Source organism: Lysinibacillus sp. BS3, from assembly GCF_039614735.1.
In the GTDB taxonomy this organism is placed as follows: domain Bacteria; phylum Bacillota; class Bacilli; order Bacillales_A; family Planococcaceae; genus Lysinibacillus; species Lysinibacillus capsici.
Window position 1 is genome coordinate 1,449,794 of sequence record NZ_CP154860.1, and the last position, 25,052, is coordinate 1,474,845.

The 25,052-nt window shown below is 36.7% G+C and carries 29 protein-coding genes; 12 read left to right on the top strand and 17 right to left on the bottom strand.

All coding sequences use genetic code 11. The annotated features are described in order from the left end of the window. Positions 1 to 109: 109 nt before the first annotated feature. Complete coding sequence (locus tag AAJG31_RS07550) at positions 110 to 343, bottom strand: DUF896 domain-containing protein (protein ID WP_004232132.1); 234 nt, start codon at positions 341 to 343, stop codon at positions 110 to 112. Positions 344 to 530: 187 nt separating this feature from the next. Between AAJG31_RS07550 and AAJG31_RS07555 the strand changes: the two genes are divergently transcribed. From AAJG31_RS07555 to def, 4 genes are all read left to right on the top strand, one after another. Continuing rightward, on the top strand, positions 531 to 1,064 hold the full coding sequence (locus AAJG31_RS07555; RefSeq protein ID WP_279494311.1) for a GNAT family protein: 534 nt from the start codon (positions 531 to 533) through the stop codon (positions 1,062 to 1,064). A 1-nt stretch (position 1,065) separates the two neighbouring features. Continuing rightward, a complete protein-coding gene (locus AAJG31_RS07560) occupies positions 1,066 to 1,599 on the top strand; it encodes a DJ-1/PfpI family protein (protein WP_279494308.1) in 534 nt (177 codons plus the stop codon). 268 nt (positions 1,600 to 1,867) lie between these two features. Beyond that, positions 1,868 to 2,059 (top strand): helix-turn-helix transcriptional regulator, encoded by a 192-nt coding sequence (locus AAJG31_RS07565; RefSeq protein ID WP_279496431.1) that lies wholly within the window; start codon positions 1,868 to 1,870, stop codon positions 2,057 to 2,059. Next, entirely contained in the window at positions 2,052 to 2,627 is a 576-nt protein-coding gene (gene def, locus AAJG31_RS07570) for a peptide deformylase (protein WP_279494307.1), read from the top strand. Before AAJG31_RS07565 ends, def begins: the two co-directional genes overlap by 8 nt. 28 nt (positions 2,628 to 2,655) lie before the next feature. Here def and AAJG31_RS07575 read toward each other — a convergent pair whose 3' ends face one another. Further along, positions 2,656 to 3,321, bottom strand: coding sequence for a recombinase family protein (locus AAJG31_RS07575; protein WP_066036590.1), 666 nt, complete (start codon positions 3,319 to 3,321; stop codon positions 2,656 to 2,658). Then, positions 3,318 to 3,632, bottom strand: a complete 315-nt coding sequence (locus AAJG31_RS07580) for a LysM peptidoglycan-binding domain-containing protein (protein WP_279494305.1) — start codon at positions 3,630 to 3,632, stop codon at positions 3,318 to 3,320. Before AAJG31_RS07580 ends, AAJG31_RS07575 begins: the two co-directional genes overlap by 4 nt. A 166-nt stretch (positions 3,633 to 3,798) precedes the next feature. Here AAJG31_RS07580 and lexA point away from each other — a divergent pair, with 166 nt between their 5' ends. Further along, positions 3,799 to 4,416, top strand: a complete 618-nt coding sequence (lexA, locus tag AAJG31_RS07585) for a transcriptional repressor LexA (protein ID WP_004232118.1) — start codon at positions 3,799 to 3,801, stop codon at positions 4,414 to 4,416. Positions 4,417 to 4,523: 107 nt separating this feature from the next. Here lexA and AAJG31_RS07590 read toward each other — a convergent pair whose 3' ends face one another. From AAJG31_RS07590 to AAJG31_RS07640, 11 genes are all read right to left on the bottom strand, one after another. Further along, on the bottom strand, positions 4,524 to 5,246 hold the full coding sequence (locus AAJG31_RS07590; RefSeq protein WP_066036588.1) for a gamma-glutamyl-gamma-aminobutyrate hydrolase family protein: 723 nt from the start codon (positions 5,244 to 5,246) through the stop codon (positions 4,524 to 4,526). Positions 5,247 to 5,279: 33 nt separating this feature from the next. Further along, entirely contained in the window at positions 5,280 to 6,032 is a 753-nt protein-coding gene (locus AAJG31_RS07595; RefSeq protein ID WP_279494303.1) for a prepilin peptidase, read from the bottom strand. A 64-nt stretch (positions 6,033 to 6,096) separates the two neighbouring features. Then, the gene (locus tag AAJG31_RS07600) at positions 6,097 to 6,789 is read right to left on the bottom strand and encodes a hypothetical protein (protein WP_054550589.1); all 693 of its coding nucleotides are present in this window, start codon (positions 6,787 to 6,789) and stop codon (positions 6,097 to 6,099) included. Next, positions 6,786 to 7,379 (bottom strand): hypothetical protein, encoded by a 594-nt coding sequence (locus tag AAJG31_RS07605; protein ID WP_066036586.1) that lies wholly within the window; start codon positions 7,377 to 7,379, stop codon positions 6,786 to 6,788. The genes AAJG31_RS07600 and AAJG31_RS07605 overlap by 4 nt, the downstream gene beginning before the upstream one ends. After that, positions 7,379 to 8,353: a pilus assembly protein PilM gene (gene pilM / locus AAJG31_RS07610; RefSeq protein ID WP_066036585.1), complete on the bottom strand. Its 975-nt coding sequence runs from the start codon at positions 8,351 to 8,353 to the stop codon at positions 7,379 to 7,381. Before pilM ends, AAJG31_RS07605 begins: the two co-directional genes overlap by 1 nt. A gap of 112 nt (positions 8,354 to 8,465) precedes the next feature. Further along, positions 8,466 to 8,936 (bottom strand): prepilin-type N-terminal cleavage/methylation domain-containing protein, encoded by a 471-nt coding sequence (locus tag AAJG31_RS07615; RefSeq protein ID WP_279494301.1) that lies wholly within the window; start codon positions 8,934 to 8,936, stop codon positions 8,466 to 8,468. 56 nt (positions 8,937 to 8,992) lie between these two features. Next, complete coding sequence (locus tag AAJG31_RS07620; protein ID WP_279494300.1) at positions 8,993 to 9,469, bottom strand: prepilin-type N-terminal cleavage/methylation domain-containing protein; 477 nt, start codon at positions 9,467 to 9,469, stop codon at positions 8,993 to 8,995. A 125-nt stretch (positions 9,470 to 9,594) separates the two neighbouring features. Then, the gene (locus AAJG31_RS07625; RefSeq protein ID WP_036080216.1) at positions 9,595 to 10,800 is read right to left on the bottom strand and encodes a type II secretion system F family protein; all 1,206 of its coding nucleotides are present in this window, start codon (positions 10,798 to 10,800) and stop codon (positions 9,595 to 9,597) included. Continuing rightward, on the bottom strand, positions 10,797 to 11,843 hold the full coding sequence (locus AAJG31_RS07630) for a type IV pilus twitching motility protein PilT (protein ID WP_279494297.1): 1,047 nt from the start codon (positions 11,841 to 11,843) through the stop codon (positions 10,797 to 10,799). Before AAJG31_RS07630 ends, AAJG31_RS07625 begins: the two co-directional genes overlap by 4 nt. 11 nt (positions 11,844 to 11,854) lie before the next feature. Next, on the bottom strand, positions 11,855 to 13,519 hold the full coding sequence (locus AAJG31_RS07635; RefSeq protein ID WP_279496428.1) for a GspE/PulE family protein: 1,665 nt from the start codon (positions 13,517 to 13,519) through the stop codon (positions 11,855 to 11,857). Between the two features lie 23 nt (positions 13,520 to 13,542). Further along, entirely contained in the window at positions 13,543 to 14,874 is a 1,332-nt protein-coding gene (locus AAJG31_RS07640; protein WP_279494295.1) for a G5 domain-containing protein, read from the bottom strand. 372 nt (positions 14,875 to 15,246) lie between these two features. On the opposite strand from AAJG31_RS07640, the gene AAJG31_RS07645 reads away from it, so the two are divergent. The 3 genes from AAJG31_RS07645 to AAJG31_RS07655 are packed head-to-tail and all read left to right on the top strand — an operon-like array spanning position 15,247 to position 17,834. Next, positions 15,247 to 15,672: a prepilin-type N-terminal cleavage/methylation domain-containing protein gene (locus AAJG31_RS07645; RefSeq protein WP_279494293.1), complete on the top strand. Its 426-nt coding sequence runs from the start codon at positions 15,247 to 15,249 to the stop codon at positions 15,670 to 15,672. Positions 15,673 to 15,677: 5 nt separating this feature from the next. Beyond that, complete coding sequence (locus tag AAJG31_RS07650; RefSeq protein ID WP_279494292.1) at positions 15,678 to 16,121, top strand: prepilin-type N-terminal cleavage/methylation domain-containing protein; 444 nt, start codon at positions 15,678 to 15,680, stop codon at positions 16,119 to 16,121. Between the two features lie 21 nt (positions 16,122 to 16,142). Continuing rightward, on the top strand, positions 16,143 to 17,834 hold the full coding sequence (locus tag AAJG31_RS07655) for a pilus assembly PilX N-terminal domain-containing protein (RefSeq protein WP_279494291.1): 1,692 nt from the start codon (positions 16,143 to 16,145) through the stop codon (positions 17,832 to 17,834). 46 nt (positions 17,835 to 17,880) lie between these two features. On the opposite strand, the gene AAJG31_RS07660 is transcribed toward AAJG31_RS07655, so the two are convergent. Both AAJG31_RS07660 and AAJG31_RS07665 read right to left on the bottom strand, forming a co-directional pair. Then, positions 17,881 to 19,968, bottom strand: a complete 2,088-nt coding sequence (locus AAJG31_RS07660; protein WP_279494290.1) for a DUF2339 domain-containing protein — start codon at positions 19,966 to 19,968, stop codon at positions 17,881 to 17,883. Between the two features lie 81 nt (positions 19,969 to 20,049). Continuing rightward, positions 20,050 to 20,301 carry a phage holin gene (locus tag AAJG31_RS07665; protein ID WP_048391360.1) on the bottom strand — a complete coding sequence of 84 codons (252 nt, stop codon included), beginning with the start codon at positions 20,299 to 20,301 and terminating at the stop codon, positions 20,050 to 20,052. Between the two features lie 324 nt (positions 20,302 to 20,625). Here AAJG31_RS07665 and AAJG31_RS07670 point away from each other — a divergent pair, with 324 nt between their 5' ends. The 4 genes from AAJG31_RS07670 to AAJG31_RS07685 are packed head-to-tail and all read left to right on the top strand — an operon-like array spanning position 20,626 to position 23,300. Beyond that, positions 20,626 to 20,988 carry a GntR family transcriptional regulator gene (locus tag AAJG31_RS07670; protein WP_054550578.1) on the top strand — a complete coding sequence of 121 codons (363 nt, stop codon included), beginning with the start codon at positions 20,626 to 20,628 and terminating at the stop codon, positions 20,986 to 20,988. Continuing rightward, a complete protein-coding gene (locus tag AAJG31_RS07675; RefSeq protein ID WP_054550577.1) occupies positions 20,989 to 21,852 on the top strand; it encodes an ABC transporter ATP-binding protein in 864 nt (287 codons plus the stop codon). Further along, positions 21,849 to 22,544, top strand: a complete 696-nt coding sequence (locus AAJG31_RS07680) for a hypothetical protein (RefSeq protein ID WP_054550576.1) — start codon at positions 21,849 to 21,851, stop codon at positions 22,542 to 22,544. Before AAJG31_RS07675 ends, AAJG31_RS07680 begins: the two co-directional genes overlap by 4 nt. A gap of 24 nt (positions 22,545 to 22,568) precedes the next feature. Next, on the top strand, positions 22,569 to 23,300 hold the full coding sequence (locus AAJG31_RS07685) for a CPBP family intramembrane glutamic endopeptidase (protein ID WP_054550575.1): 732 nt from the start codon (positions 22,569 to 22,571) through the stop codon (positions 23,298 to 23,300). 15 nt (positions 23,301 to 23,315) lie between these two features. Here AAJG31_RS07685 and AAJG31_RS07690 read toward each other — a convergent pair whose 3' ends face one another. Next, positions 23,316 to 24,671 (bottom strand): YjiH family protein, encoded by a 1,356-nt coding sequence (locus AAJG31_RS07690; RefSeq protein WP_115673529.1) that lies wholly within the window; start codon positions 24,669 to 24,671, stop codon positions 23,316 to 23,318. Positions 24,672 to 25,052: the final 381 nt, after the last annotated feature.

Genomic DNA, 25,052 nt, shown 5'->3' on the forward strand with positions numbered 1-25,052 from the left:
TCTCGTCCTATATATTATTCTTTTACAGTTTAGTCAACATTGCTTTAGAAAACAATGCTTTTGTTATACTATTTACGTTTTCATACATACTTTATTGAATTGTGTCACATTAATTTAGAAATTTATTTTTTTGTGCTTGTTTTACCTTCTCAGGAGTTACATCATTTCCTTCTGCATCTACCACTTTAACGTTTTCAATCGTATCTCGCATAGTTGCTCTAAACGTATCTAAATACTCCTTGCGAAGCGCTGTTCGCTCCTTTGCTTCTTCCTCTGTTAATTGTCCGCTTTTTGCTTTAGCAGATAATTCATTAATTCGGTTAATTTTTTCCTTTGATAACATGGTTACACACCTTTCAGTACCTAGCTTAATGACCTCAGTATGCAAAGTATAGCATGGTTTCCCTTAAAATGCAGTTATACCAACCCTTAAAAACACTTCTTAGCCATTATTTACATGACTTCCAGATGTTAGAGGTGTATAACTAATAATAAAAGGAAAAATTTGATAGATAATAGGAGGAGCTACCATGAACATCACAACACCTAGACTACTTATTCGAACATTTGAAGCCCAAGATTGGCAGGCTGTTTATAGCTATATGTCCGACAAAACGGTCATGCACTATATGCCAGAAGGTGTGTTGAATGAAAATCAGGTTCAACATTTCGTAACAGAGAATAGCAACGAGCAAGCAAAACATTTCGCCATTGTTTTACGTGAACAACAGCGAGTCATTGGTCATCTTGTTTTCCACAAATACTTTGGCGACCATACGTATGAAATTGGATGGGTTATGAATCCTGCCTATCATAATCATGGCTATGCTTCTGAAGCTGCTCAGGCCCTATTAGATCACGGCTTTAATAAAATGAAACTTCATCGAATTATTGCCACATGCCAGCCAGAAAATATCGCATCTTACCGAGTCATGGAAAAAATCGGAATGCGCCAAGAAGGATTTTTTAAAAAATGCATACCACATGGAGAGACTTGGTGGGATGAATACTATTACGCTATTTTAGAGGAAGAATGGAACGATCTAAAGGTAAGAGGTGTATGAAATGAAGAAAACTGCGGTGTTATTATACCCACAATTTAGTGAATATGAATTGAGTGTTGCTTTGTCCATATTAATGCAAGGAGGTAAACCCATTATCACACTAGGATCGAATACCGAACCTATTAGAGGAGAATCTGGTTTAAATTGTATAGCTGATTTATATGTGAATGAAGTAGAGTTTGACGATATTGATAGTCTACTATTACCAGGCTGTATGGATATTTCTACTTTACAACTTGAAGAGAGCTTACTAGACTTCATACGTCATCTATCTGCAAAAGGAGGAATGATTGCAAGTATTTCTAGCTCCCCTTACCTATTGGCAAAAGCAGGTGTCTTAAAGAACAAAAAATATACAGTAGGACTACCTTTAGATGGCATGAAGCAGTTAGGGTGCTTTGAGCTTCATAACTATTCAGATGAACTAGTGGTACAAGATGGCAATATCATTACAGCAAGAGGAAGAGGTTTTATTCCTTTTGGTATTTGTTTTGGGCGTGCATTAAAGCTAAATTTTGATGAAAATTGGTATTAAGTGGTGATTTAAAACCCAAATCAATTAATCGGATATTTCATGTTGAAGATTATGTTATTAGTAGAATGAGACCTTTTAACAAGGCTGTGGGGTGATTTCCGTTCCGCCAGCGTGTCACCGGAAAGCAAGTAGCCTGCAACGGAAATCCATTCTACCCTTCAATTGACTGTTTTGTTTTTCACACTGAAAATGTCCAATTAATTGGACATTTTTTAATTCTTATCTTACGGTATATGTCTAATACTTTGGACAAAATGGAGGGATAATTCTGAAGAACATCATCAAAATTTTAAGAAGAAAATTAGGCATAACACAAGCGGCACTTGCAAAAGAATGTGGAGTTGTGAGACAGACGATTAATAATATTGAAAATGATAAATATGATCCGACCCTTGAATTAGCTTTTAAGATTGCTAAGGTTCTTAATAGCCGTATTGATGAGGTGTTTATCTATGACTAAATTTCACCCAGATTATATGATTACAATGAAGGATTTTGTGAAAGAACACTCGGCGATTTTAAGAAAACAAACTCAAGAAGTGTCGATACCAGTGACCAATGAAGACCGAAATACCCTCCTAGCCATGCTGCAATATCTGAAAAATAGCCAAAATCAAACGCTAGCAAAAAAATATAAGCTTCGGCCTGGAAGTGGACTTTCTGCTAATCAAATTGGCGTAGATAAACGAATGTTTGCTGTACTCTTTGATGACCAAGAAATGATGCTGATTAACCCTAAAATAATAAGTCATTCCCTTAATATGATTTATCTACCGGAAGGAGAAGGCTGTCTATCTGTAAATCGACCTGTCCCTGGTTTTGTACCGAGATATGAGAGAATTAAAGTCAAAGCTTACGACATCGATGGACTTGAAATCATTGTACAGTTACAGGGCTACGGGGCCATCGTTGTACAGCATGAAATCGATCATTTGAATGGCATCATGTTTTATGACCGAATAAATAAAGAGCACCCTTTCCAACTGCCAAATCATGTTATCATCGAAAGCTTTTCTTCCCTTCAGTAGTTTTTTACAAAAAAAATTAGCAGGAATATTATTTTCCTGCTAATCTTTCTTGGTGCTCTTGGAAACGACGATGTACTGTCGCCTTACTTACCTCAAAGCCTAACCCTCTAAGCGTTATAGAAATTTCTTCAAAGGTAAATCCACGTTTGCGTAGCTTCACAATTTCGTCTACAGGTAGATCTTTTCGCTCCTGCCCCTGCGGATTACCTCGATTCGATAAATTATTTTCTGGACGATAACCGTTTTCTACAGCACGTCGCATACCTCGTCGAATTTTAGCATTATGGATTCTACGTTGATATTCCTCTACAATCGCTAAAATCTCAAGCAGCATCGTATCCATTTCATTTAATTGGACTGGGCCTGCATCACGCATAGAAAAAACATCAGTTGCTGACTTTTGTAATAAATGTAATACAGCCATCCTTGCATTGCCTCGTCCTAAACGAGTTTCATCTTGGACAAAAAGAGCATTAATGTTCTTATCTTTTATAAAATCAAGCATTTCTAGCAAGCCTTCACGTTCTACATCATAACCACTATGTTGATCTTTAAACACGCCCTTCACCGCATAGCCTTGCTCTTTAGCATAGCGCAGCAACTCTTCCTGCTGGCGCTCTAATGAGGAGCTTTGTGTTTCTTTTTCAGTACTTACGCGACAATAGACAACAGCCGATAGTTGATTATTTATCATTGTTCATTTCTCGCAATTTCGATAGTATTGATGGGACTGGCTTGATCACTCACTACAGGAATAACTAGAGATTTTCCCGCTACAATTTTAATATCTGCTAGTTCATTTTCAGTTTTTACAAGCTTTATCCAATCATCAGTACTCATTTTACCACGATATTGCTCGGCTAACGACCACAAGCTATCCCCATGTTCGATTTGAATTTCTGCGTAACTAACTTTTCCTGGATCAGTAATGTAAAGGTATGCTGCAAATAATAAACAAGCTCCTATTAAAATTGAGATATGTGTGTTTTTCATAAACCATGTCATAATCATTACCCCTTTTTAAGAATGTTTGTTCGGAATGTATGTTCCTATAATAAAGCGAACAAACGTTTTTGTCAAACACTTTTCGAACCTATGTTTGCATACATGTTCGCATTCTGTTATACTATCAAATAAGAAGAATGATTTTAGAAAAAAGAGGTGAGCACTCATGAAAAAAGTTTCGAAAAGACAAGAGGACATTTTAGCTTTCATTAAGGAAGAGGTACGAGCTAAAGGATATCCACCATCAGTACGTGAAATTGGTGAAGCAGTTGGACTTGCTTCCAGTTCAACTGTTCATGGACATTTAGCTCGATTAGAACAAAAAGGCTTTATTCGTCGAGATCCAACAAAGCCACGCGCAATTGAAATTTTAGAGCCTGAAGAATCCATTCAAAAACAACAGGTGATCCATGTCCCACTTGTCGGGAAAGTTACAGCTGGTTCTCCAATTACAGCAATTGAAAATATTGAAGAATACTTCCCATTACCCGATACGTATGGCACAAGTGAAGATCAATTGTTCATGCTAGAAATCATGGGGGAATCAATGATTGAAGCTGGGATTTTAGATGGAGATTTAGTCATTGTAAAACAAAAGGCAACAGCTAATAATGGGGATATTGTTGTAGCTATGACAGCTGAGGATGAAGCAACTGTAAAACGTTTCTTTAAAGAGAAAAACCATTTCCGTTTACAGCCTGAAAATTCTTCTATGGAACCAATTATTGTCGATCAAGTTTCTATTTTAGGACAAGTTGTAGGTCTTTATAGACGTGTACATTAACGATTAAAGCAGATTTTGAGGATTATGTTCCTTCTAAGAGCATGTATCCTCTTTTTTACGCAAAAAAAGAATCCACATACGATTGGATTCTTTGTACAATGCCTCTTCTAAGCTTCCTTCTTAAATTTTATGCTCGCTTCAATAAAGGCTGAAAATAGCTTTTGAGCACTCTCATCTCCTGCTATGGCTAGTTCCTCAGGATGCCACTGAACAGCTAAGCAAAATGGCATCTCCTCATGAACTACCGCTTCGATAATACCGTCGTTAGATTTTGCCGCTACTTTTAATTTTTCTGCTAAAACATTCACCGCTTGATGATGAAATGAATTCACTGCTATTTTCTCTTGTTCAACGATAGTCGCTAATAGATTGTCAGCAATAACCTGTACAGTATGGGTAGCTACAGCTCGACCTGATTGCTGCATATGTTGGAGTAACTTGGTACTAAAGTGATCACTATCAATATCCTGATATAAGGTACCACCTAATGCAACATTTAGTATTTGAATTCCTCGACAGATCCCGAAAATAGGCATCTTACGTTGGAATGCGGCTTCAATCAATGCTAACTCAATCGTATCTCGCGCTGGATGAATTTTTCCAAGCTTTAATGAAGGCTCAGCCCCGAATAGAAATGGATGCACATCATGACCACCAGATAATAATAAACCGTCTGTGAGGGCTAAAATCTGGGCTGCCTCTTCTTCTACTCCAATTGGAATAATCAGTGGAATTCCACCTGCTTCAATGATACTTTTGCTGTAAGCAACATTTAATCGAGAGGATAAATCATCCTCTACAAAGGCTGTAATACCAATAATCGGTTTCACTTGCTTCCCTCCACATTCTTGAAAATTGCACAATTACCAAAAGCCTAGATACCAATTAATTAATACATCGCCATAGAAATAAACAATAACTGCGGCCAATGCAATAGATGGCCCAAACGGAATGGGTGTTTTTCTCCCCTGTTTGTTTTTCGATAACATGGTAATCCCGACAATCATACCAATAACTGCAGCTAAAAATAGCGTTAACAGTGTATCAATCGTACCCAGAACGAGACCAATTAAAAAGAATAATTTAATATCGCCTCCACCCATGCCACCGTTTGATAGCACAGCAATGATATATAATATGCCAAAACCAACCACAGCACCCACAAGAGAGTCCCACCACGGTGTTAATGGTGACAGCACTCGTCCAATAGCTAGCAAAGGTAAAAAGAATACTAACACCTTATCTGGAATTAGCATATAGGCTAAATCTGATACAACGATAATAATTAATAAAGAGATAAAAAAGAGTGCTACTATCAATTCTATGCCCCAGCCTAGCTGCCAATAAGCAAAGGCAAATAATACACCTGTCATTAATTCTATGACTGGGTAAACCCAAGAAATTTTATTGCCACAACCCCGACATTTTCCTCCTAACAATACATAAGACAAAACTGGTACTAAATCAAGCGCCGTCAGTCGTCTCTGACATTTTGGACAATGTGAAGGAGGATGTACAATCGACTCCTTCTGTGGTACACGTAAGCCAACTACATTATAAAAAGAGCCAAAGACAAGTCCAAATAAAAAAATAAAGATCGTATAAGCCATTTCCAATTTTATGTCCTCCTAAACCAATAGGCGCCCATACAAATGAAGTATGGTGCGCCTATCAATAAAGTTATTGTTGTTCTTCGTAATAGAACGTCGTCACTTGCACTGTTGCCTTTAACGTAAGATCTGCATCTTTCTCAAGCTGTGCCTGCTCTCCAGGCAATTTAAATTCAATCTTATCGGTTTTCATGATACGCTCTAATTGTTCAACCTCCTGTAAAAAGCTTTCAAGAGAATTAAAATCAAGCGCACCCACCTCTAATATAAAAGTAACAAGCTTTAAATTAGTTGGTAAAGAGTCCTTCGAAAGAGATGCAATCGGTGTAGTAGTCTCCTTGTTCTCCTGATCACCATTGACCTCTGCTTCAGCCTGCTCCAACATATTAAGATCATTCGATTCATCTGAAGGTGTCACAGTGCCGTCCTCACCTTGAACAGTTAAAGACAGTACACGAGTTCCTGTCACCTCTTCAATCTCAGCTAAATCAAGAATAATCTTTTCAACGGCTCTTGTTACAGGTAGCTTTTGTCTTAAGGCTAATATATTGATAGTAGGCTGTCCCTGCTCTTTGTCTAATTGTGCTAGTTGTTCTTTGACACTAGCTAATTCTTGCTGCACCTGCAATACATTACTCTCTTTTTCATTCACTTCATCCAATTTTGGTGAAAGCAAATAATAATACAGCGCAAATAAAATAGCAGCTATCAGCGCCAGTAACAAGATCATAGACGAATTTTTACTACTCGTTAATTTATTCATGAGCGTCGTCCTCCAGCTAAATACATAAAATCGATTGTCGCTGTAATGGACACTGAATATCGCGGTACTTCTTTAAATTTTTGTTGGGGTGTTAACACCCTTTGTTCACCTAGCTCTATTTCAAAGTTTGAGACAGTGTTAATTTGAGCATCTGTAAAATAGCTACTCATTAAAAGTCGCTCAACATATTTCGATATATCTGTCATCGTTTCAAAATCCACTTCAATATTCACCGAGTTCTCTCCGAAAACATAGCTACGTAAATAGGATTGAGTTGGTAATAAAGTTTTTGTTTCATCAATTAACGGTGTTACAGGATAAGAAACGCTTTGTATAAAAGTTACTGACTCTTCCAACGAACCCTGATCGACATTTTGTCGTGCGTCTAGCTCTTGCTGCAATTGATCAAGCTGTGTTGTTAATGCCTGTTCCTCTGCAGTCAATCGTGACAATTCACTTTTGGATGTAAAAAATAAAAAAAGTAAATACGCTACAATAAGTCCCACAATGACAATCACCAAGCTATAAAAAAGCTTGGGAGAGGTTGTTCTTTTTTCAAGTTGTGGTAAGAGGTTTATATCTGGAACCATTAACGAACCTCCTTCAAAGCTAAGCCAAGCAACGTTGAAAATTCTCGCTTAAAGCGCGGAAACGATTTCTCAATTTTTTTCCCATCGACAACCCTTAGTGGTGGTTCTAAATTAGAAGCGAGTAAGTTCCCAATTGATTTCAATAGTGGGTTATCTCCAAGCATGATAATTTCATCCACTGTTTTTTCACCTTTATGTAAAGAAAACTTAAAGAAATTCATCATCCGATCAATCTCTAGAACCTGATCCATTACGACCATTTGATAATTCTCTGATTCGCCATTATAAATAAATTGATAGCTAAACTCATTCTCTTTCTTCCCCAGCCATTGCGTCATATCTACTTCAATGGTTTGATAGCGCAAAAACTCCACTTGGCCATTGGAAAAAATACTGATAGAGAGTTCATTAATCGACCATTCTGCAATTAAATATGTTTTATTAGGCATTAATAAGGACATGTGCTCTAATAAGCGTATATTACAAAGCGCACGAATATCGGCAGCTTCGGGTTCTAATGAAACATCTAACAGCATCCCTACCAGTTTCGTAATCTCTTCAGAAGGCGCAGCAAATAAGATAGCCTTGCCATCCTCGGCATCTGCATCATACACATCAATTAAAGGATCTTGAAATGGTAAATGAATAGAATGTCCCAATTCCATTTCAGCATATCCTCTTAATTCCTGAGGCTTTACATCTTTAGGGTGCTCAAAGTTTTTTAATAGAACCGTCGTATCAGGGACAAACATACGAACAGCCTGTTTTTTCCCTGTCCATTTCATTACTTGCTCTTTAATCACCTCAAAAAGAGCTACCTCATCGATTATAGTTCCATTTTCAACGATTCCAGCTGCTAAAGGGTATTCATAGCCCTGCCACTGATTAGGCTCTGGTCCTTTCGCCACAATCGCACGTAGCACATAATCCTTCAGTTCAATCGAAACATGCGACTTTCTTTTTCTCTTAAACATGTGAAAAGACCTCCTTATCCTATTCAGTATAAATGATTTTTTCAATTAGTCATCCATTTCCCAGCCAGAAACGCAAGAAAATTTGCGTTTCTGAGTGAGTGGGGAGGACTGATTAATCAGTCTCTTCTTTGTCTATTCCTGCACTTTTTAATTTTTTATTAAGTTCCGCTTCATCTATCGAAGTATTACTACTGCTTTCGGCAACTTTTAGACCCGCTGTTTTAATTTCAGAAAATCTAGCATATGATATTATCCATTTTTTATCAGTTTCATTATACTCTACTTCATCATTATCACCTAACTCAATGCCATCTACAAACTCTTCTAATTCTCCTTTGTCACACTTATTATCTGGAGTAGTCTTTCCACATGCACCATCAATATAAGCAATCTTTGCCCCAGCTAGAATATTTGATGCTTCTGCTAAAATTGCACGGTCCTTGGACTTATTAATAATATTACCAATTGCAGGTACAGCGATCGCTGCGATAATTGCTAGGATAACAATTACAGCTAATAGTTCAACTAATGTTAAACCTTTCTCATTTTTCAATAGTTTTTTATTTTTCCATTTTTTAAACATAATGAAATCCTCCTTAATAGTTTTATATGAAGTGTGTGTACACGAGCTTCTGAACATTATGGCGAAGCTGCACAATCTCGCCCAATACATTTGCCACCGCTTCCTGTACTGCCCTTGCGAATATCGTCTGCAATATGCTGTAAGGTGGCATTATCAAAATTAATATATTTTCCATTGCTGTAATAAATCGCATGCGCATTAAAATAGTAGGTGCCCTCGATAAATTGAATATTGGCATTCTGACCTTCTTTATCTGCCTCTAATATTTTACCCGCACTGTCTAAATAACCTCCTGATACTAGGTCACTCACGTTGACGATTTGCCATTTATCAGCGGTTGGATGCTCCATAAAATAAAACTGTGCGGCATGAATGACATTGATAGCATCTGCCTTTAATGCCTTATAACGTGAATTATCAATGACATTACCTATAGCAGGAACTGCAATGGCAGCAACGATAGCTAGAATAACAATGACTGCCAAAAGCTCGACTAAGGTCAAGCCCCTTTCGTTCTTTAGCCTATTTCCCATGTCCAGTCTCTCCTTTAATACTTAAACGTGAAGATACCTACTTTCCGCTTCCTTTTGTTAGCAAATCTAAGTAGATATTTTCCATTAAGCGGAACAAACGGGCATCCATATAAACATTGTAAATATTACATATTTTCATATAGTTGGAACATTGGTAAGAATATAGCCGCTACAATGACTCCTACAACTAAGGCCAATACCACAATCATTAAAGGCTCGATAAGTGACTTCATTGTATCGACGGCACGATTTACTTCTTCTTCATAAAAGTCAGCTATCTTTTCAAGCATGTAATCCAAGGACCCTGTTTTCTCACCAATTGATGTCATTTGTGTAACAAGCGGTGGAAATAGCCAGCTTTTTTCAAGTGGCTCTGATAATGTGCCACCCTTTTCTAAATTATCGCGGGCTTCCAGTACTACTTTACCCATTACTGGATTACCGCCAACCTTTTCGACAATTGTTAAGGCTTGTAGAATTGGCACGGAGCTGCTAAAGAGTGTTGACAAGGTTCTTGTCATTCTCGCGATAATATCCTTTTGCAACAACTGTCCAAAGATTGGCATACGCAGTAAAAATACATTGACGGCATAATGAAACTCTTTATTATTTTTATAGAAATAGTGTAAGCCCACTACTAACACCAATAGTCCCAAAATCACAAGGTACCAAAATTGAATGAGCCAATCACTAATACCTACTACAATGACCGTTATTAATGGCATTTCCAAATTCATTTCTTTAAATGCATCCATAAAGGTTGGCACAATGAACACCATTAAAAACATACCAACCACCAGTGTTAAAAGCGATAATATCGCTGGATAGGTCATAGCAGATTGAATTTTTTTCTTAATGTTATATTGCTTCTCTAGTGTGCTTGCAAGGCGATCTAATGTATCGTCGACGTTTCCTGTAGCCTCACCAGCACGCATCATATTGACAAATAGCAATGGAAACACTTTTGGATGTTTACCTGCTGCATCTGAAAATGCCATCCCATTTCGAATATCCTCTTCAACCTGCATTAATGCTCGCTTCAGTGGTTTACTCCGCGTTTGCTCACCCAAAATATGGGTTGCTTCAACGACAGGAACGCCAGCACGAATTAAAGTCGCATATTGTCGACAATAAATAACAAATTCCTGGTGCTTCACTTTTGTACCAAAAGCAATATCTTTATGTAAAATGCTATTTGATTCCTGAAGTTCTCGTGCATTAATTCCTTGTGCTCGAAGCTTTTCCATGGCTACCTTTTTATTCGGTGCCTCGATAATGCCCTTTTTAGGTGCTCCTGTTTTGGTACGACCACTATAACGAAATATCGTCAACTATAATCACCAGCGTTCATATATGGTCGTGCATCCTCAAGTGAAATCTTACCTGTCGTAATTAAGTGTTGCATCGAATATTCCAACGTGTGCATACCTAATGCTTTACTTGTCTGCATCACACTTGGAATTTGATGGATTTTTTCATTACGAATTAAATTCGAGATGGCAGGTGCCTGTACTAAAATTTCTGTTGCCGCAATACGCCCTTTTACATCCTTACGTACAAATAAACGCTGAGAAACAATACCTTGCAGTACATTTGCAAGCTGCACACGAATTTGACTTTGCTGATGTGGTGGAAATACGTCTATAATACGGTCGATAGTTGTTGGTGCACTACTTGTATGAAGTGTAGCCATGACTAAATGCCCTGTTTCAGCAGCCGTAATAGCCGTTGAAATGGTTTCGTAATCTCGCATCTCCCCGACTAAAATAATATCTGGGTCCTGACGTAGTGATGCACGTAAACCATTTGCAAAGCTCATCGTATCGACACCAATCTCACGCTGATTGATGACAGATTTCTTATGTGTATGCAAGTATTCGATTGGATCCTCTAACGTAATAATATGTTTTGATCTCGTTTCATTAATATGATCAATCATTGCTGCCAAGGTAGTTGATTTTCCTGAGCCTGTTGGGCCAGTCACTAAAATTAAGCCTTGTGGTTTTTCCGCAAGCTTATATAACACCTGTGGCATATTGAGCGCTTCAATAGAAGGAATTTCAGCCTCAATTAAACGAGCCGCAATCGTTACTTCATTTCGCTGATGATAGGCGTTGACACGGAATCGACATTTCCCAGGCAATGAAAAGTTAAAGTCCGTTTCTCCTTTGTCCTCAAACTCCTGTTGTTTATGGACAGGGAGAATGACCTTTACCATATCCTTTAAATCTTCTGTTTCTAACGGCACTGTGCCATAATGCTCCAGTTGCCCATGAATACGATATACTGGTGGAATACCTTTTGTTAAATGTAGATCCGATGCTTTCTCTTCAAATGCACGTGTTAATAATTCAACGATTGAATATGCTGTCATTTCTTTCACCCCTAGTCTGCACTTGCAACACGTAATATTTCTGATGTGGTTGTCTGACCAGCTGCAACCTTTAATAATCCATCCACTAATAGGGTATGGAAACCTTTCTCTTTCATATAATCACGTAGTACGCTATCACCAACACGATTTAAAATCATATCCTTCATTTGACGATCAACAGGGAGGATTTCATGAATCGCCATACGTCCCCGATAGCCTGTATGGTTGCAGGCAGGACACCCACGCCCTTTTTTACCATGTGTTACGCCCTCCACCCCATTTTCCTCAAGTATTTCAAGTTCACGAGAAGTAAATACATATGGTTCAGCACAATCACGACAAACTTTACGCACAAGACGTTGCGCCATGATTCCTACGAGGGAAGAGGATAGTAGAAATGGCTCGATACCCATATCATGCAGTCTTGAAATAGATTCTACGGCACTATTAGTGTGCAGCGTACTTAACACTAGATGACCTGTAAGTGAAGCACGAATAGCAATTTGCGCTGTTTCAAGGTCACGAATTTCCCCTACCATCACAATGTCAGGGTCCTGTCGTAAAATTGATCGTAAACCTACCGCAAATGTTAAACCGACTTCCTCTTTTACTTGGATTTGGTTGATACCATCTAATTGATATTCCACTGGGTCCTCAACCGTAATAATATTGACGCCTTCTTCATTTAAATGAGAAAGTGCCGCATATAACGTAGAGGACTTCCCTGAGCCTGTTGGACCAGTAATTAACATGATACCGTTTGGATGGGCTATCATTTTCCTGAAAAGTGCTTCGTTACTTGCACTAAAGCCTAATTTATCAATATCATTGGCTGAATTGGTTAAATCTAAAATACGCATAACAACCTTTTCACCATAGACTGTTGGTAATGTGGCTAAACGTATATCGACAGGTCTAAAATTAACATTGGTTTTAATACGTCCATCCTGTGGGATACGATTTTCTGTAATATTTAAATTACCCATAATTTTAATACGAGCCAATATGACATTTTGCATATGCTTGGGCAAAGATCGTTCAGTACGAAGCACACCATCTACTCGATAGCGGACACGTAGCTCTGTCTCTTGTGGATCAAAATGGATATCACTTGCGCGCTGTGCGACACCATTGGCAATTATTTGATTCACTAAACGAACAATAGGCGAATCCTCATTCTCGATTTCTTCTTGTGTTTCTGTACTAGTCGCAGCCAAATCCAACATGGCCGCATCCATTGATTCCTGCAAATCATAGTATTTTGTTATCGTCCGATATAAATCATCTTTTGCTGCAATACTTGTCTCGATTTGACAGCCCGTCGTCATACGAACTTCCTCAATGGCGAAATAATCCATCGGGTCTTCCATTGCAATAAACAGTTTATTTTTTTCTTTGCGAATCGGCATAATATTTGTACGCTTCGCAAGCTCCGCAGGAATTAGCTGTAATAATTCGGGACTAATTGAAAATTGATTCAAGCTGATATGAGGAATACCCAGCTGGAATTCTAAGACCTCAATAAGCTGCTGCTCTGTTAGGAAGTTTTCTTTAATAAGGAAATCTCCAAGCTTCTCATTTTTCATCTTAGTAGTTAATGCGTACTCTAGCTGGTCAGCTGTGATAACACCTGATTCAACCAGTAAATCCCCTAAACGTTTACGCCCTGGCTTCATTGCCATAAACATACCTCCAATCGTTATGGACTTGTTTGTACAAAATTACCACCCTTGTCATAGTAGCCATAGACAATTTCTGGTCCATCTTCTTGCTTTGTTTCCTCTGGTGTTGAAGGTTTCACGTCAGGCAAGCCATTGCCATCTAAATCCACTTCTAAATCAGGATCTGATGTTCCTGCCCCAACGTTTTGAGTAGGTGTTGTGATCGTAACAGGCTCCTGCGATGAACGCGTAACAATTCGATTTTGAGGTGCATAATAATCTCTACTAATGAATTGTTCTTCTGTTGCTCCGTTCTCTACAATGGAACGATACACTTCCACTCTTGAACCCTCCTTACCCTCTTGCTCCACTCGTTCTTGTCCAGCTTTTAAATCCTCCGAATAGCGATAAATAATTCGTGGCTTCACGATTTTATCCTTGCTGACGCGAACTGTAATGTCCTTGTCTTTCGCTGCTGCAAAAACTTCTATCTTTAATTGATTACCTTCCATAGATGCTTTCATTTTACCAAGCTGTTCGGAACGATTAATAAATTGTAAGTCTTTTACTAATGCTGCATTGATATCCGCTTCAATTCCCTGCTGTAAATAGCTTGGATTGATTTCCTGAGAATGTCTTTCAAGAATTTCGTAATCTGTTTGAAGAATGACACTATATAGGATAGACGCGACAAAATCTAAACCTGCATCATTGACAACCCCAGCCTGTTCACCTAAAAGTGTAAGCAACGAGATTGATTGATTTGGAACAAGATTAACATCATTTAATAACGGAATGATTTTCGCTACCCCTTGACTATTTGCTGGTAGCTCGGCAATCTGAAAGGCAATCCTTTCCTCGGTTTGCATGGAATCTTCATTGATAACGGCTTCAACCTTATGCTCCTTCAAATAGCTGGCCTGTAAGATTAATTTCTGAAGTGTTTTATCTGTATCCCAAATACCTGCTTCATCTATTTGCTGTGTAATTACTTCATTAACGGTAACAGGAATGGGAATATGAACAATTTTCTCTTTTTGCCAAAATGCATACCAAGGCTTTTTTGTCAGCGTTCCGTACTGAGCAATAGCTGAAGATGTATCAAAAACAAATTGTTTTGGGTCAATGGTTTTGGAAATGCCCTCACTAACAACTTCCATTTCCCCACCTTGCCATTCTGAGATTGCATTTTGTAAAGTTGTGGCTAAATCTGATGTTTTTACATCATTGATCTCAATACCTCCAATGGTGGAAGATTCGGGACCTTCTTTAGCAAAAACTGTGTCATTTAGCACAAATGATGGAATAAAAAATCCCACAATTAGAACAATTACCAAAAACAAGCTAATTATTTTTATGTATGTTTTCATCCACATCATCCTTTATTTTACTTAGTGGTTTTTCTATTTATATACAAATGATACTACAACTATGGTATTCTGACACTACCAAAATGCAACTTTGTTCCGTCATTTCTTTTAACGATTACACAGAAATTCAAAAATTCTTCAATACTTAGTTAAAAAGAACTACCGATAAATCTAAATATTATTAGATGCAAGTTTGGAATTTGTTATAATATCCTTGATAGTCATTTTTATCTAGTTTTAAATAATAAGTTTACTTTAATAAATCAAGAGCAAGAGAATGAAAAGAAACATTTAAATAAAAAAATTTGATTGAGCTTGCTGAATAAATCTAAGTTAAAAAATTATAAATTATGGCTAATTTAGGAGGAAATCATGAAAAAGACTAGTCTTATAAATCAAGATTGTGGCCTAACATTAATTGAAGTTATTGCCTCAATCGTATTAATCTCTGTTATCCTTTTAAGTTTTATGGGGATGTTTTTACAAACTAGCAAAACCACAGCAACCTCAGATGATATTGTAAATGCTACATATATTGCGCAAAAAGAGATGGAAAGTATTTATAAATATCGAACTGCACTTACACGTGAAGCTTTAATTGACGAGTTAAATAAGCAAAGTACAATTCCTTATGTAGCTACTAATGAGGATACTTGGTTAAAGCAAGACAACACTATACTCATCTATTTAACACTGAAAAAACCTGACGATTTAGGATTAACTCCTATTATTATAAAAGTATTAGAAAGTGGAAAAGAAAAAAGTAAAATAGAAAATAGATATAAATTAGGGGGCTAATAAAAATGCAAATAAAACAGCAACAGGGCTTTACTTTAGCTGAAGTATTAGCCGTCGTAGTTATTGTCAGCATTATCTCCGTTCTTCTATTTAGTATATTAAGTTCCAGTACATCAACACACCAAAAACAAGCTAAAAAAAATAAAAATTTACAGGATACCTCTTACGCCCTAAAATTAGTTACCAAGGATTTTAGGAAAGCAACGCAATTTGATGATGCTACTGATACATTCACTACTAGAGATGGACAACAAACATACACCCTTTTGAATAATACAATTACCCGAAATGGGGAGATTATTGCAAATAATATTAAAGAATTTAAACTAGAGGCTAAAAAAGATACTCCTGTTGTTCTAACCATAAAAATTGTAAATACATCTGATAAAGAAATAAATGCAGAATTAACTTCACGTGGTATCAAAATGCCTGATAAGGAAGAAAACTAGTTAAACAAGGTGGGAAGTTTTATGAGGAAAATTAAAATATTCGTATTGAAAAATGAAAATGGCTATACTTTTCTACTTGTTTTTTTTACCATTATTTTAATATCGGTATTAGGTTTAAGTATTCTAAAAGTTTCCAGTAATACTTTAAAAACCTCTGCTCATGAACGAGACGATCAATCAGTTTACTATATTGCAGAGGCTGGATTAAATTATGGGCGTGAGCATACACGTAAAAATTTTGAAATTGCTGAAAGTTTAGCGACTACAGAGTATCAAAAACAAAAAATTGCTTATAAGAAAAAGCAAGTTCCTAATCCTCAAGATTTTAAAGGTCTTTTAAAAATCGAATTAGAAAACTTGGGCTATCCTGTAAATGTTAATAATGTAGAAGAAACCATATTAATAAAGTCAGAGGACCCAGCAATCCAAGATATAGAAAGTAGAGTTAGAGACGAAGCAAAAGTAAACTATATACCATTTCTAATACCTACATTTGATGATCAATTTGGGCTTAAACCCAAAGTAAGTGTATCTATCACTCTAGAAGATGCAGATGACCTTCGTTATAGAATTGAGTCAACAGGTGAATTTGAGGATACATCCATAAAAAGAACCTTACAGCAAATTGTAACAATGAAATTAGACTACCCAGACAGTAGTAACAATCCTTCAGATGACGATGATGCTCCCACTGAAGGATCAGGTGGTGGTCATTTTGTTCCACATGAATATACCGTTCAAACAAAAGGCGATATTATACTAAATGGCGGTGGTAAAATTATTGGTAATGTAGCAAGTGCTGGTGGAAAGGTTAAATTAACAGGTGGCACAGAGATTACAGGTAACATAGGTGTTTCTCCTGACAACCTTGATGTTCCCGAATACCTTAATAAATTCAAAGATCAAGTAACTCAGGCTCAAGAATTTCCAGCTGGCAATGCACTTGCATCTTTTCCAGAAGATCGAATGAATGATTTAGCTCAACTAAATTATCCTCCAAATGAGGAACTTATAAAAAGTTCATCAAATAAAACCAATATTATTTATAACGGAAATTTCCAAGCAGATAACTGGATGGCATCGGATTACACACTTAATTTAAGTGGCGATACGCATTTTAAAGAATTTAAAGTCGGTCAAAATAATACCATTACCATCAATGTTGGTGATACGGATAAAGATCTTTATATTGAAGATCTAAATATTTTACAGGGACATATTAAAATCATTGGTACAGGAAAGCTAAATATTTATGTAAAAGACTCGCTCTACATTAAAGGCTCCTTTAACAACGGCGGTGATGTTAGTCAAATTAACTTTTTATATAGTGGCTCTAAACCGTTAACACTTTCAAATGAAACTCAGCTCCACGGCTCTCTTTATGCAAAGGAAGCAGATTTAACATTTTCAGGTGGCGTAGGTGTAAAGGGGAATATTTATTCAGGAGGAAATAATATTACATTTAATGGCGGCTTTAATTCAGCAGGACAACATATTATCGCACCAAATGCTGATGTGAAAGTAGTAGCAGGTGCACATATTAAAGGAGCAATTGTTGCTGATACAATTCTTGTAGATGGTGGTGCTTCCATCACCTTCAGTGAAAGTAATGCTTCAAATGGAAATGACGGTAGCGACAACAACAATCAACCAAACATTCCTCCATCCCCTCCTAAGGTAGATATCACTGAAGATATTATACTAGAAATATAAATTAGCACACGGGCAATAAAAATTTATTGCCTATGTGCTTTCAGATTTACTCCTTTTTCCTCAACAACCTACCCGACAATAGCATTCCAATACCACCAATGGTAATAAATAGAACAGCTCTAATCAGTAAATCAAGGGCAGATAAGTCAAAGAAAATTAGCTTAATAAATGCGATAACTAAAATAATAAAGCCTGTTGTGCGCAATGTTTTTAAATGATGTGTGGAACTAATCCATAGTGATACACTAGCAGTTAAGAATAATGTAATAGTTGTAAGAGCGATACTTAGCTTCCAATCAAGTGCGTTGTTAAATGTAAACTGATGGATCAGTCCCCATATCGAAATCATCGTGAGCACAATCCCCGTACTTACAATGGCGTCCACATATTTCCCCAGACGGTCCTCGTACAATCGATAAATAATTCCTTTTACAAGCACATCAGCGACAATCGCTACAATCACTGCTAAATAAATTAATCTAGTGATAGTGTTTAAGCTTTCCAACATTGACACTCTAGTGCTGATCATCAAGGAGACTAGTAGGAAAAATGCACCAAGTACTGGTGTTAATGCACGTCCTTTGTAAGTTTCCTCTACAAATAAAGAACCAGTAAATAAGACAGCTAGTACGATACACACCATATATGGAATGCCATTTGTGGCTGTAAAGTATACGGCATCTAGCTTGCTAATATAGGCTAAGAAATAGCCAGCTGTGACCACTGCTAAAATATCGATTACATACAAATCCTTCATGACCTTTTCAAAAGGTGAGAGTGTCTCTTTTGGACGTCTTGCATATAAATAAATAATGATGAAATAGATGATTGGCATAAATAAGCTTAGATGATCGATGCTGAAAAATGGATTTGGTTCATGGAAAACAAAGTTTAGTGTAAATGTCATCACAAGGGAAAGTGAAGTAACGACCTTCATCATACTTGCACGTATTCGTAAGCTCATCATCACGCCTGCAAATGCAATCAAAGGATACAATAAATCATCCACTTTATTCGGAATATTCAATAGAAGTATCATATTACAGAAGGTGATAAACACAAGTGTCACAGCACTATCCAGTACCTCCTGCCATTTTTGACGATAGCTATAAAACGCTACAGCGCCAAATAAAGCCATTAAAATGAGGAGTAGCATTTCTCCATTTTCAAGAGAACGAATGATTAAATTCAGCAGTAATAAACTAAATGAGCCTAAAGAAAATTGGAGTCCAATGTGAAGTGGCTTCCATTTGGATTGTGCGTTATACAGTAAACACCATATTGCATAAAAGATTGCTAGAATTACAAGTAAGCCAAGTGCAAAAACTACTTGTTGATCACTATTCATAAATGCTACAACACTCACTGCTAGCACTGAAAAGAATGTGGCAATATAAAGGGCTAGTTTTTGCTTGTGCTGGTAAATAACTAATTGCAATGCAGCAAACAATACGACCACAAATAATAAGATAATGACAGCACTAAAATCCATATATTCTAGTAAGTAAGGTAGTAATAATGATGTAAAGGCAACAAAAACAGTTAGTGCTTCATTTTTCTTCAAATAGCTAATGGCAATACCATAGCCAATATAAAGCAGCGTAATGCCTAGTGCTGGAATAAGACCAATGATTTCATATAATATGGCACTTGCTGCAGTTGTTAAAATACCGACAATAAATGCCCCACCATATAAAGAAATCGTTATAGCCGATGAGCCTACTTTCCTACGCTCTAGTACATAGGCAATAACCGCCAATCCCAACGATAGTACATAGGCAAGGATGATTTTCACGCCATCCGATAAATAGCCATAGTCACTGACAAGTTTTAGACCCCAAAGTACGCCCATTACTAAAATAACCATGAATACTTTTGGAAGTGCCCACATAACACGTTCCTCCATCGATGGCTGTGGTTGCACTTCTTTTTCCGCTACTTTAGTCGGGATAGGCTTCGACTCCAGTACTGGTTTTGGTTTAATTGGTTCTGATTGCTTGATCATCGACTGTCTGGCATCAAGAGTATTATTTTTTTCAGTGCTTTGCGAACCTTTTAATATTGACAACTCCTGACGTAAATCTGCCATTTCCTCCTCGAGCTTCGCAATTCTGCGCTCCAATTCAAGGGACATTCAATCATCCTCCCCACTTTATCAATTTTCTAACATTATAACATATTTATCCTTATTGTAAAATTACACTTTTTGTTCATTTTATCTCGGTCTCCGATACATTAAGGCACGTTCACTATCACTAGTGCCACGTGTGGTTGGATCGACAATGACCCCCATTAACACAAAAATGGATAAGACTGTATTTAAAATAGATGATATTTGCTCACTCATCACACCCGTAAAATCATAGCCAAAAATTGCAGCCACTTGTTGTGCGAGTAAGAGCAACAATGAAAATAGCCCTAGTAAAAATGGAATATGTTGAAGACGAACCTTCCAATTAATTCTCATAAAAGCTCACCTCCCCCCCTCTTGCCACAGTATATGCATAGTGGTTATGTGACACATATGCAAAAATGGAACTCTTGCCAAGTTACTAGGATTTTTTGATAATATTTTGTGATGCAAGCTATTTTCAAATATAGAAAGTGAAGGAATTTTTTTCATGAATAACATGTTCATATATTTAGTTTACTTAGAGCCCTCTCAAGAATGAGAAGGTTTTTTTCATGTAAAAATTTTTGTACATTTTTTTACCAAATCATTGACAATGGATACCATAAGCTATATGGTTAGTTACACAAGTAATTAACCAACTAACAAGTGAGGTGGATTGTGATTCATTCTTTAAATAACGAAAAGCCCATTTTCCAACAAATACGTGAAAGAATAGAAGATGCCATTCTAGATGGACAGCTACAGCCTGAAGATCGCATTCCATCTACAAATGAGTTTGCAAAAGAATACCAGATTAATCCTGCAACTGCTGGGAAAGGCGTGAATGAATTAGTGGATAAGGGCGTCATTTATAAAAAGAGAGGTGTCGGTATGTTTGTACATGCAGACGCCAAAAATATTTTAATTACTGAGCGTAAAGAAAGCTTTTTCCAGCAACATATTGAACCATTGAAAAAGGAAGCAAGTCGTCTAGGCATTTCAGATGAAGAGTTACAAAAATTGATACTAGGGGGATCATGAATGAAAATTAATGTGAGCAATGTCACGAAATCCTATAAACATAAAGCAGCTTTGAAAAATATCTCCTTCACCATGGAGGGACCAAAGATTATTGGCCTTTTAGGTCACAACGGAGCTGGTAAAACAACTTTTTTAAATTTATTATCAGGCCTCATCTCTACAACAAGCGGAGAAATTTTAGTTAACGGAGAAAATGTCTTCAATGCCCCTTCCACATTACGTGATATTTGCTTTGTCGCTGAAAGTGGCAACTTTCAAGAAGAAATGACCATTGCCCAAACATTAAAGGCCAATCACTTCTTTTATCCAAAATGGGATGAAGAGCTAGCTCAAGAACTGCTACAAGTATTTGCCCTGAATCCAAAAGATAAAGTGCGTAATCTTTCAAAAGGGATGGTCTCTGCACTTGGAATTATTACAGGCTTTGCGAGTTGTACAGCTATAACTATATTTGATGAACCTTATATCGGTTTAGATGTAGCAGCGCGTAATATGTTTTATGATTTGTTAATTGAGCAGCAAACAGAAAATCCGCGATTATTTATTCTATCTACACATTTAATCGATGAGGCAAGCGAGCTATTTGAGGAAATTTTCATTCTACATGAGGGCGAACTTTTGCTCCAAAAGACCACTGATGAATGGCGAGAGCATATTGTGGCTGTAAAAGGCAATGCCTCAGATGTTGAGAGAGCAATTGGGGATTTACAAGTAATCTATCAACATACATTTATGCAAGAGATGACAGCTATTGTCTTCGCAAATGGTCAATCCATTGAAGATCAGAACATTACGCTTGAATCTGTCTCTCTTCAAGATATGCTCGTCTATTTAAGTAAACAGAAAGTGAGGCTGGGGCGATGAACACGATGAAAGGCAGTTTTTATATCTTATTTCAAAGCTATAAGAAGCAAAATATTATTTTTTGGAGCATTTTATTTTCTATCGTGCTTTTGTCATTTTTCTTAGATGCATTTTTTGGTCAATATGTATCATTTGCTATGACTATTTCAATTCCTGTTTATATTTTTTACAGTATGATGGCAACAAAACTTCTCAATAAAACCTTACCCTATTTTTTAAAGCTAGGATTAAGTCGTCAGCAATATATGTTGTATGTCGGGCTATTTTTTATCAGCTGGAGTCTGGTCGGTGCCTTGATTATTGCGTGTGCTCATCAAATCATTTCTTATGTTTCTACCCTATTCAATATCAAAGATATTATTATCATCCACCCTATCTTATTTTTTGATATTACCCATTCATTTTTCCAAACAGTAGTATTGGATACGGTCTTGCTTTTATTTTGTCTAAGTTCTGGCCTTCTCCTTAACGTTGTTTTTTATCGTTTAGGCATACTAGGAGGCTATAGCTTAATTGGTTTCCTTGCATTAATACCTATATTAATGGTGATCTTTGAATGGTATTCTCCGTTGTATAAACTGTTAGCCAATTCATCTATATTAGCGATTTTAGGGAGCATGTTTGTTTTTAGTATTTTCCTCTATCTAGTTATTTCAGCTAGTATGCGAAAGGTTTCTGTAAATCCTGTATAAATAGAATAGGAGGAAGATAATAACATGAACCCAAAAATGTTGATAAAAATAATTGGTTTAGAGTCTCTACTCATATTTTTCTATGTTTTAAATGGTGCCTTTGTTTCTATCAAACAACCTTTAAGCCCTTTTCTACAGTTTGCGCTGTTAATCCCATTTGCATTAGGGCTCTTCATGTATATAGCGGCGAAAAAGAAATGGAGAGTATATTTCTTTTATCCTATTAAAAAGAATCATTTCTTCATCACCTTACCACTTCTTCTTATTTTAGGCATCATCTTAGTAAGCACAAAAGGATTGAATATGACATCTATTAGTGATTTAATTGTCATGTTTATCATGCAAACTTTCATAGTAGCGTTTATTGAGGAGTCTGTATTTAGAGGCATTATGCTACGCATGCTATTAGCAAAAGGGGCTTTTTCTGCTGTCTGGATTTCTAGTATATTGTTTGGCGTCACACATGCGTTACAATTACTAGGTGGCCAATCTGTAGAAGATACGATTCTTCAAATCATCTATGCTCTTTTAGTTGGCCTTGTTCTAGCTTTACTTGTATTGGAAGGTCAATCAATTATCGTAACAATTATTTTCCATGGACTGAATAATTTCTTCAACATTATGGGAAATACGGAAGGCTCCATGTTAAGTGCCTATCTTATCATTTTTGTACTCTTTATCTACATGCTTACGTTATGGAGACGTCTAAAGAAAATCGATCACAATCTATTTATGAAAAATGCCAAGTCCATTTAAGACTTGGCATTTTAGTTAGAAGAGTAGATGACCAACCAATGCTGCAATTGGAAGAGAAATAAGCGTACGTAGTATAAATAAGACGACTAAATCCAAAAACTTCAATGGAATTTTTGTACCTAAAATAAGTCCACCTACCTCAGACATATAGATCAGCTGTGACACAGAAACAACAGCAATAACAAATCTAGTAACTTCCGATTCAATCCCTGCACCTAAAATAGAGGGTAGAAACATATCGGCAAAGCCTACGACCATTGTTTGCGCTGCTTCAGCCGCTTCAGGCAAGCCAAGGACGGTTAAAATTGGTTCAAACGGTTTTCCTAAAATCGCAAAAATACTTGTAAATTCAGCAAGCATTAAGGCAATTGTCCCAAAAGCCATAACGATAGGGGCCACACCTACCCATAAATCAATTACATTTCTAGAGCCATCTTTGAAAAATTGTCGAGGATCACGATTTGCATGTGCAACAGCAAGTGCATTTTCTAAACCATGTGAAACAGAATTATAGCCCTCTGGTAATTTCTCACGTGAATAATCCACTGGTGTCCCATCTATATATGTATCCTCCTTTTTCGCAAGTGGATAGATTCGAGGCATAATAATGGCTAATACAATTCCACAAAGTACTACTGTCAAATAATAAGGAATAAAATAGCGTGCCAAATGTACAGTATCCAATACAACGATACAGAATGTGATGGACACTACTGAGAAACTTGTGGCAATAATCGCAGCTTCTTTTTTTGTGTAGTTCCCCATCTCATATTGTTTACTGGTCATTAACACACCTATTGTGCCATCACCTACCCATGACGTAAGAGCATCGATTGAAGAACGCCCTGGACTTTTAAACAGTGGCCGCATAATTTTCACCATCATTGTCCCGAAAAATTCAAGTAAACCGAAGTTTGTTAAAAATGGTAAAAGGAAACCCGCAAACAAAAAAATGGTAAATAAAAACGTCACAAGTCCCTCATTTGGATCCATGAGAAGTCCACCCGTATTTTCATTATTGATGGCAGAAGGTCCAAAATTGAAGACCACCATTGAAGCAAAGGCTAAACCGATAATACGAGTAATTGTCCAAAACCAATTAACATAAAACAATGTATCCAACATACTAGGTTCTTTAGCATTTTTACGAGGGATAAATTTCGCTATAAGTGCACCAATTGCAGAGATGGCAAACATTCCAATTGTAAAATAGCTAATGATCGGGGCCACAATCCCCGCTAAAACATTGGCTAATATGGCAATGGGTACTTTCCAGCCCTCTTCCGTTAAAATGGGGGTCATAAATAGAAAGACACCAATTAAAGACGGAATAATGAAGTAAAAATATGTAGCAACAGAATACTTTTTCATTTTTTTATAAAACCTCATCTCTTTTAATCTCAATAATTTATGTATTTTGCATAACAACAATTAAAATAGTGTTTATAAGAAACATTTATTTATCAATTGTTGAACTACTATATAAGCAAAAATATGTTGTTTTCATTCAATATCTCATCCCTCCTTCTGCTATAGAACGATTTTAAAAGCTTTGAAGTATTGAGCATTAAACAGAAAAACACTCAAATTATTCATGTTTTTATAACATAAACGTGATATAAAACTATTGTAAACGCTACAACGCAATTGGTTCAACCTCACAATATTCAGAATATTTATACATTCATAAAATAAAAGCCTAACTTCTTAATTAGAAATTAGACTCCTTTGAATTAGCTAGTAATTCTATGA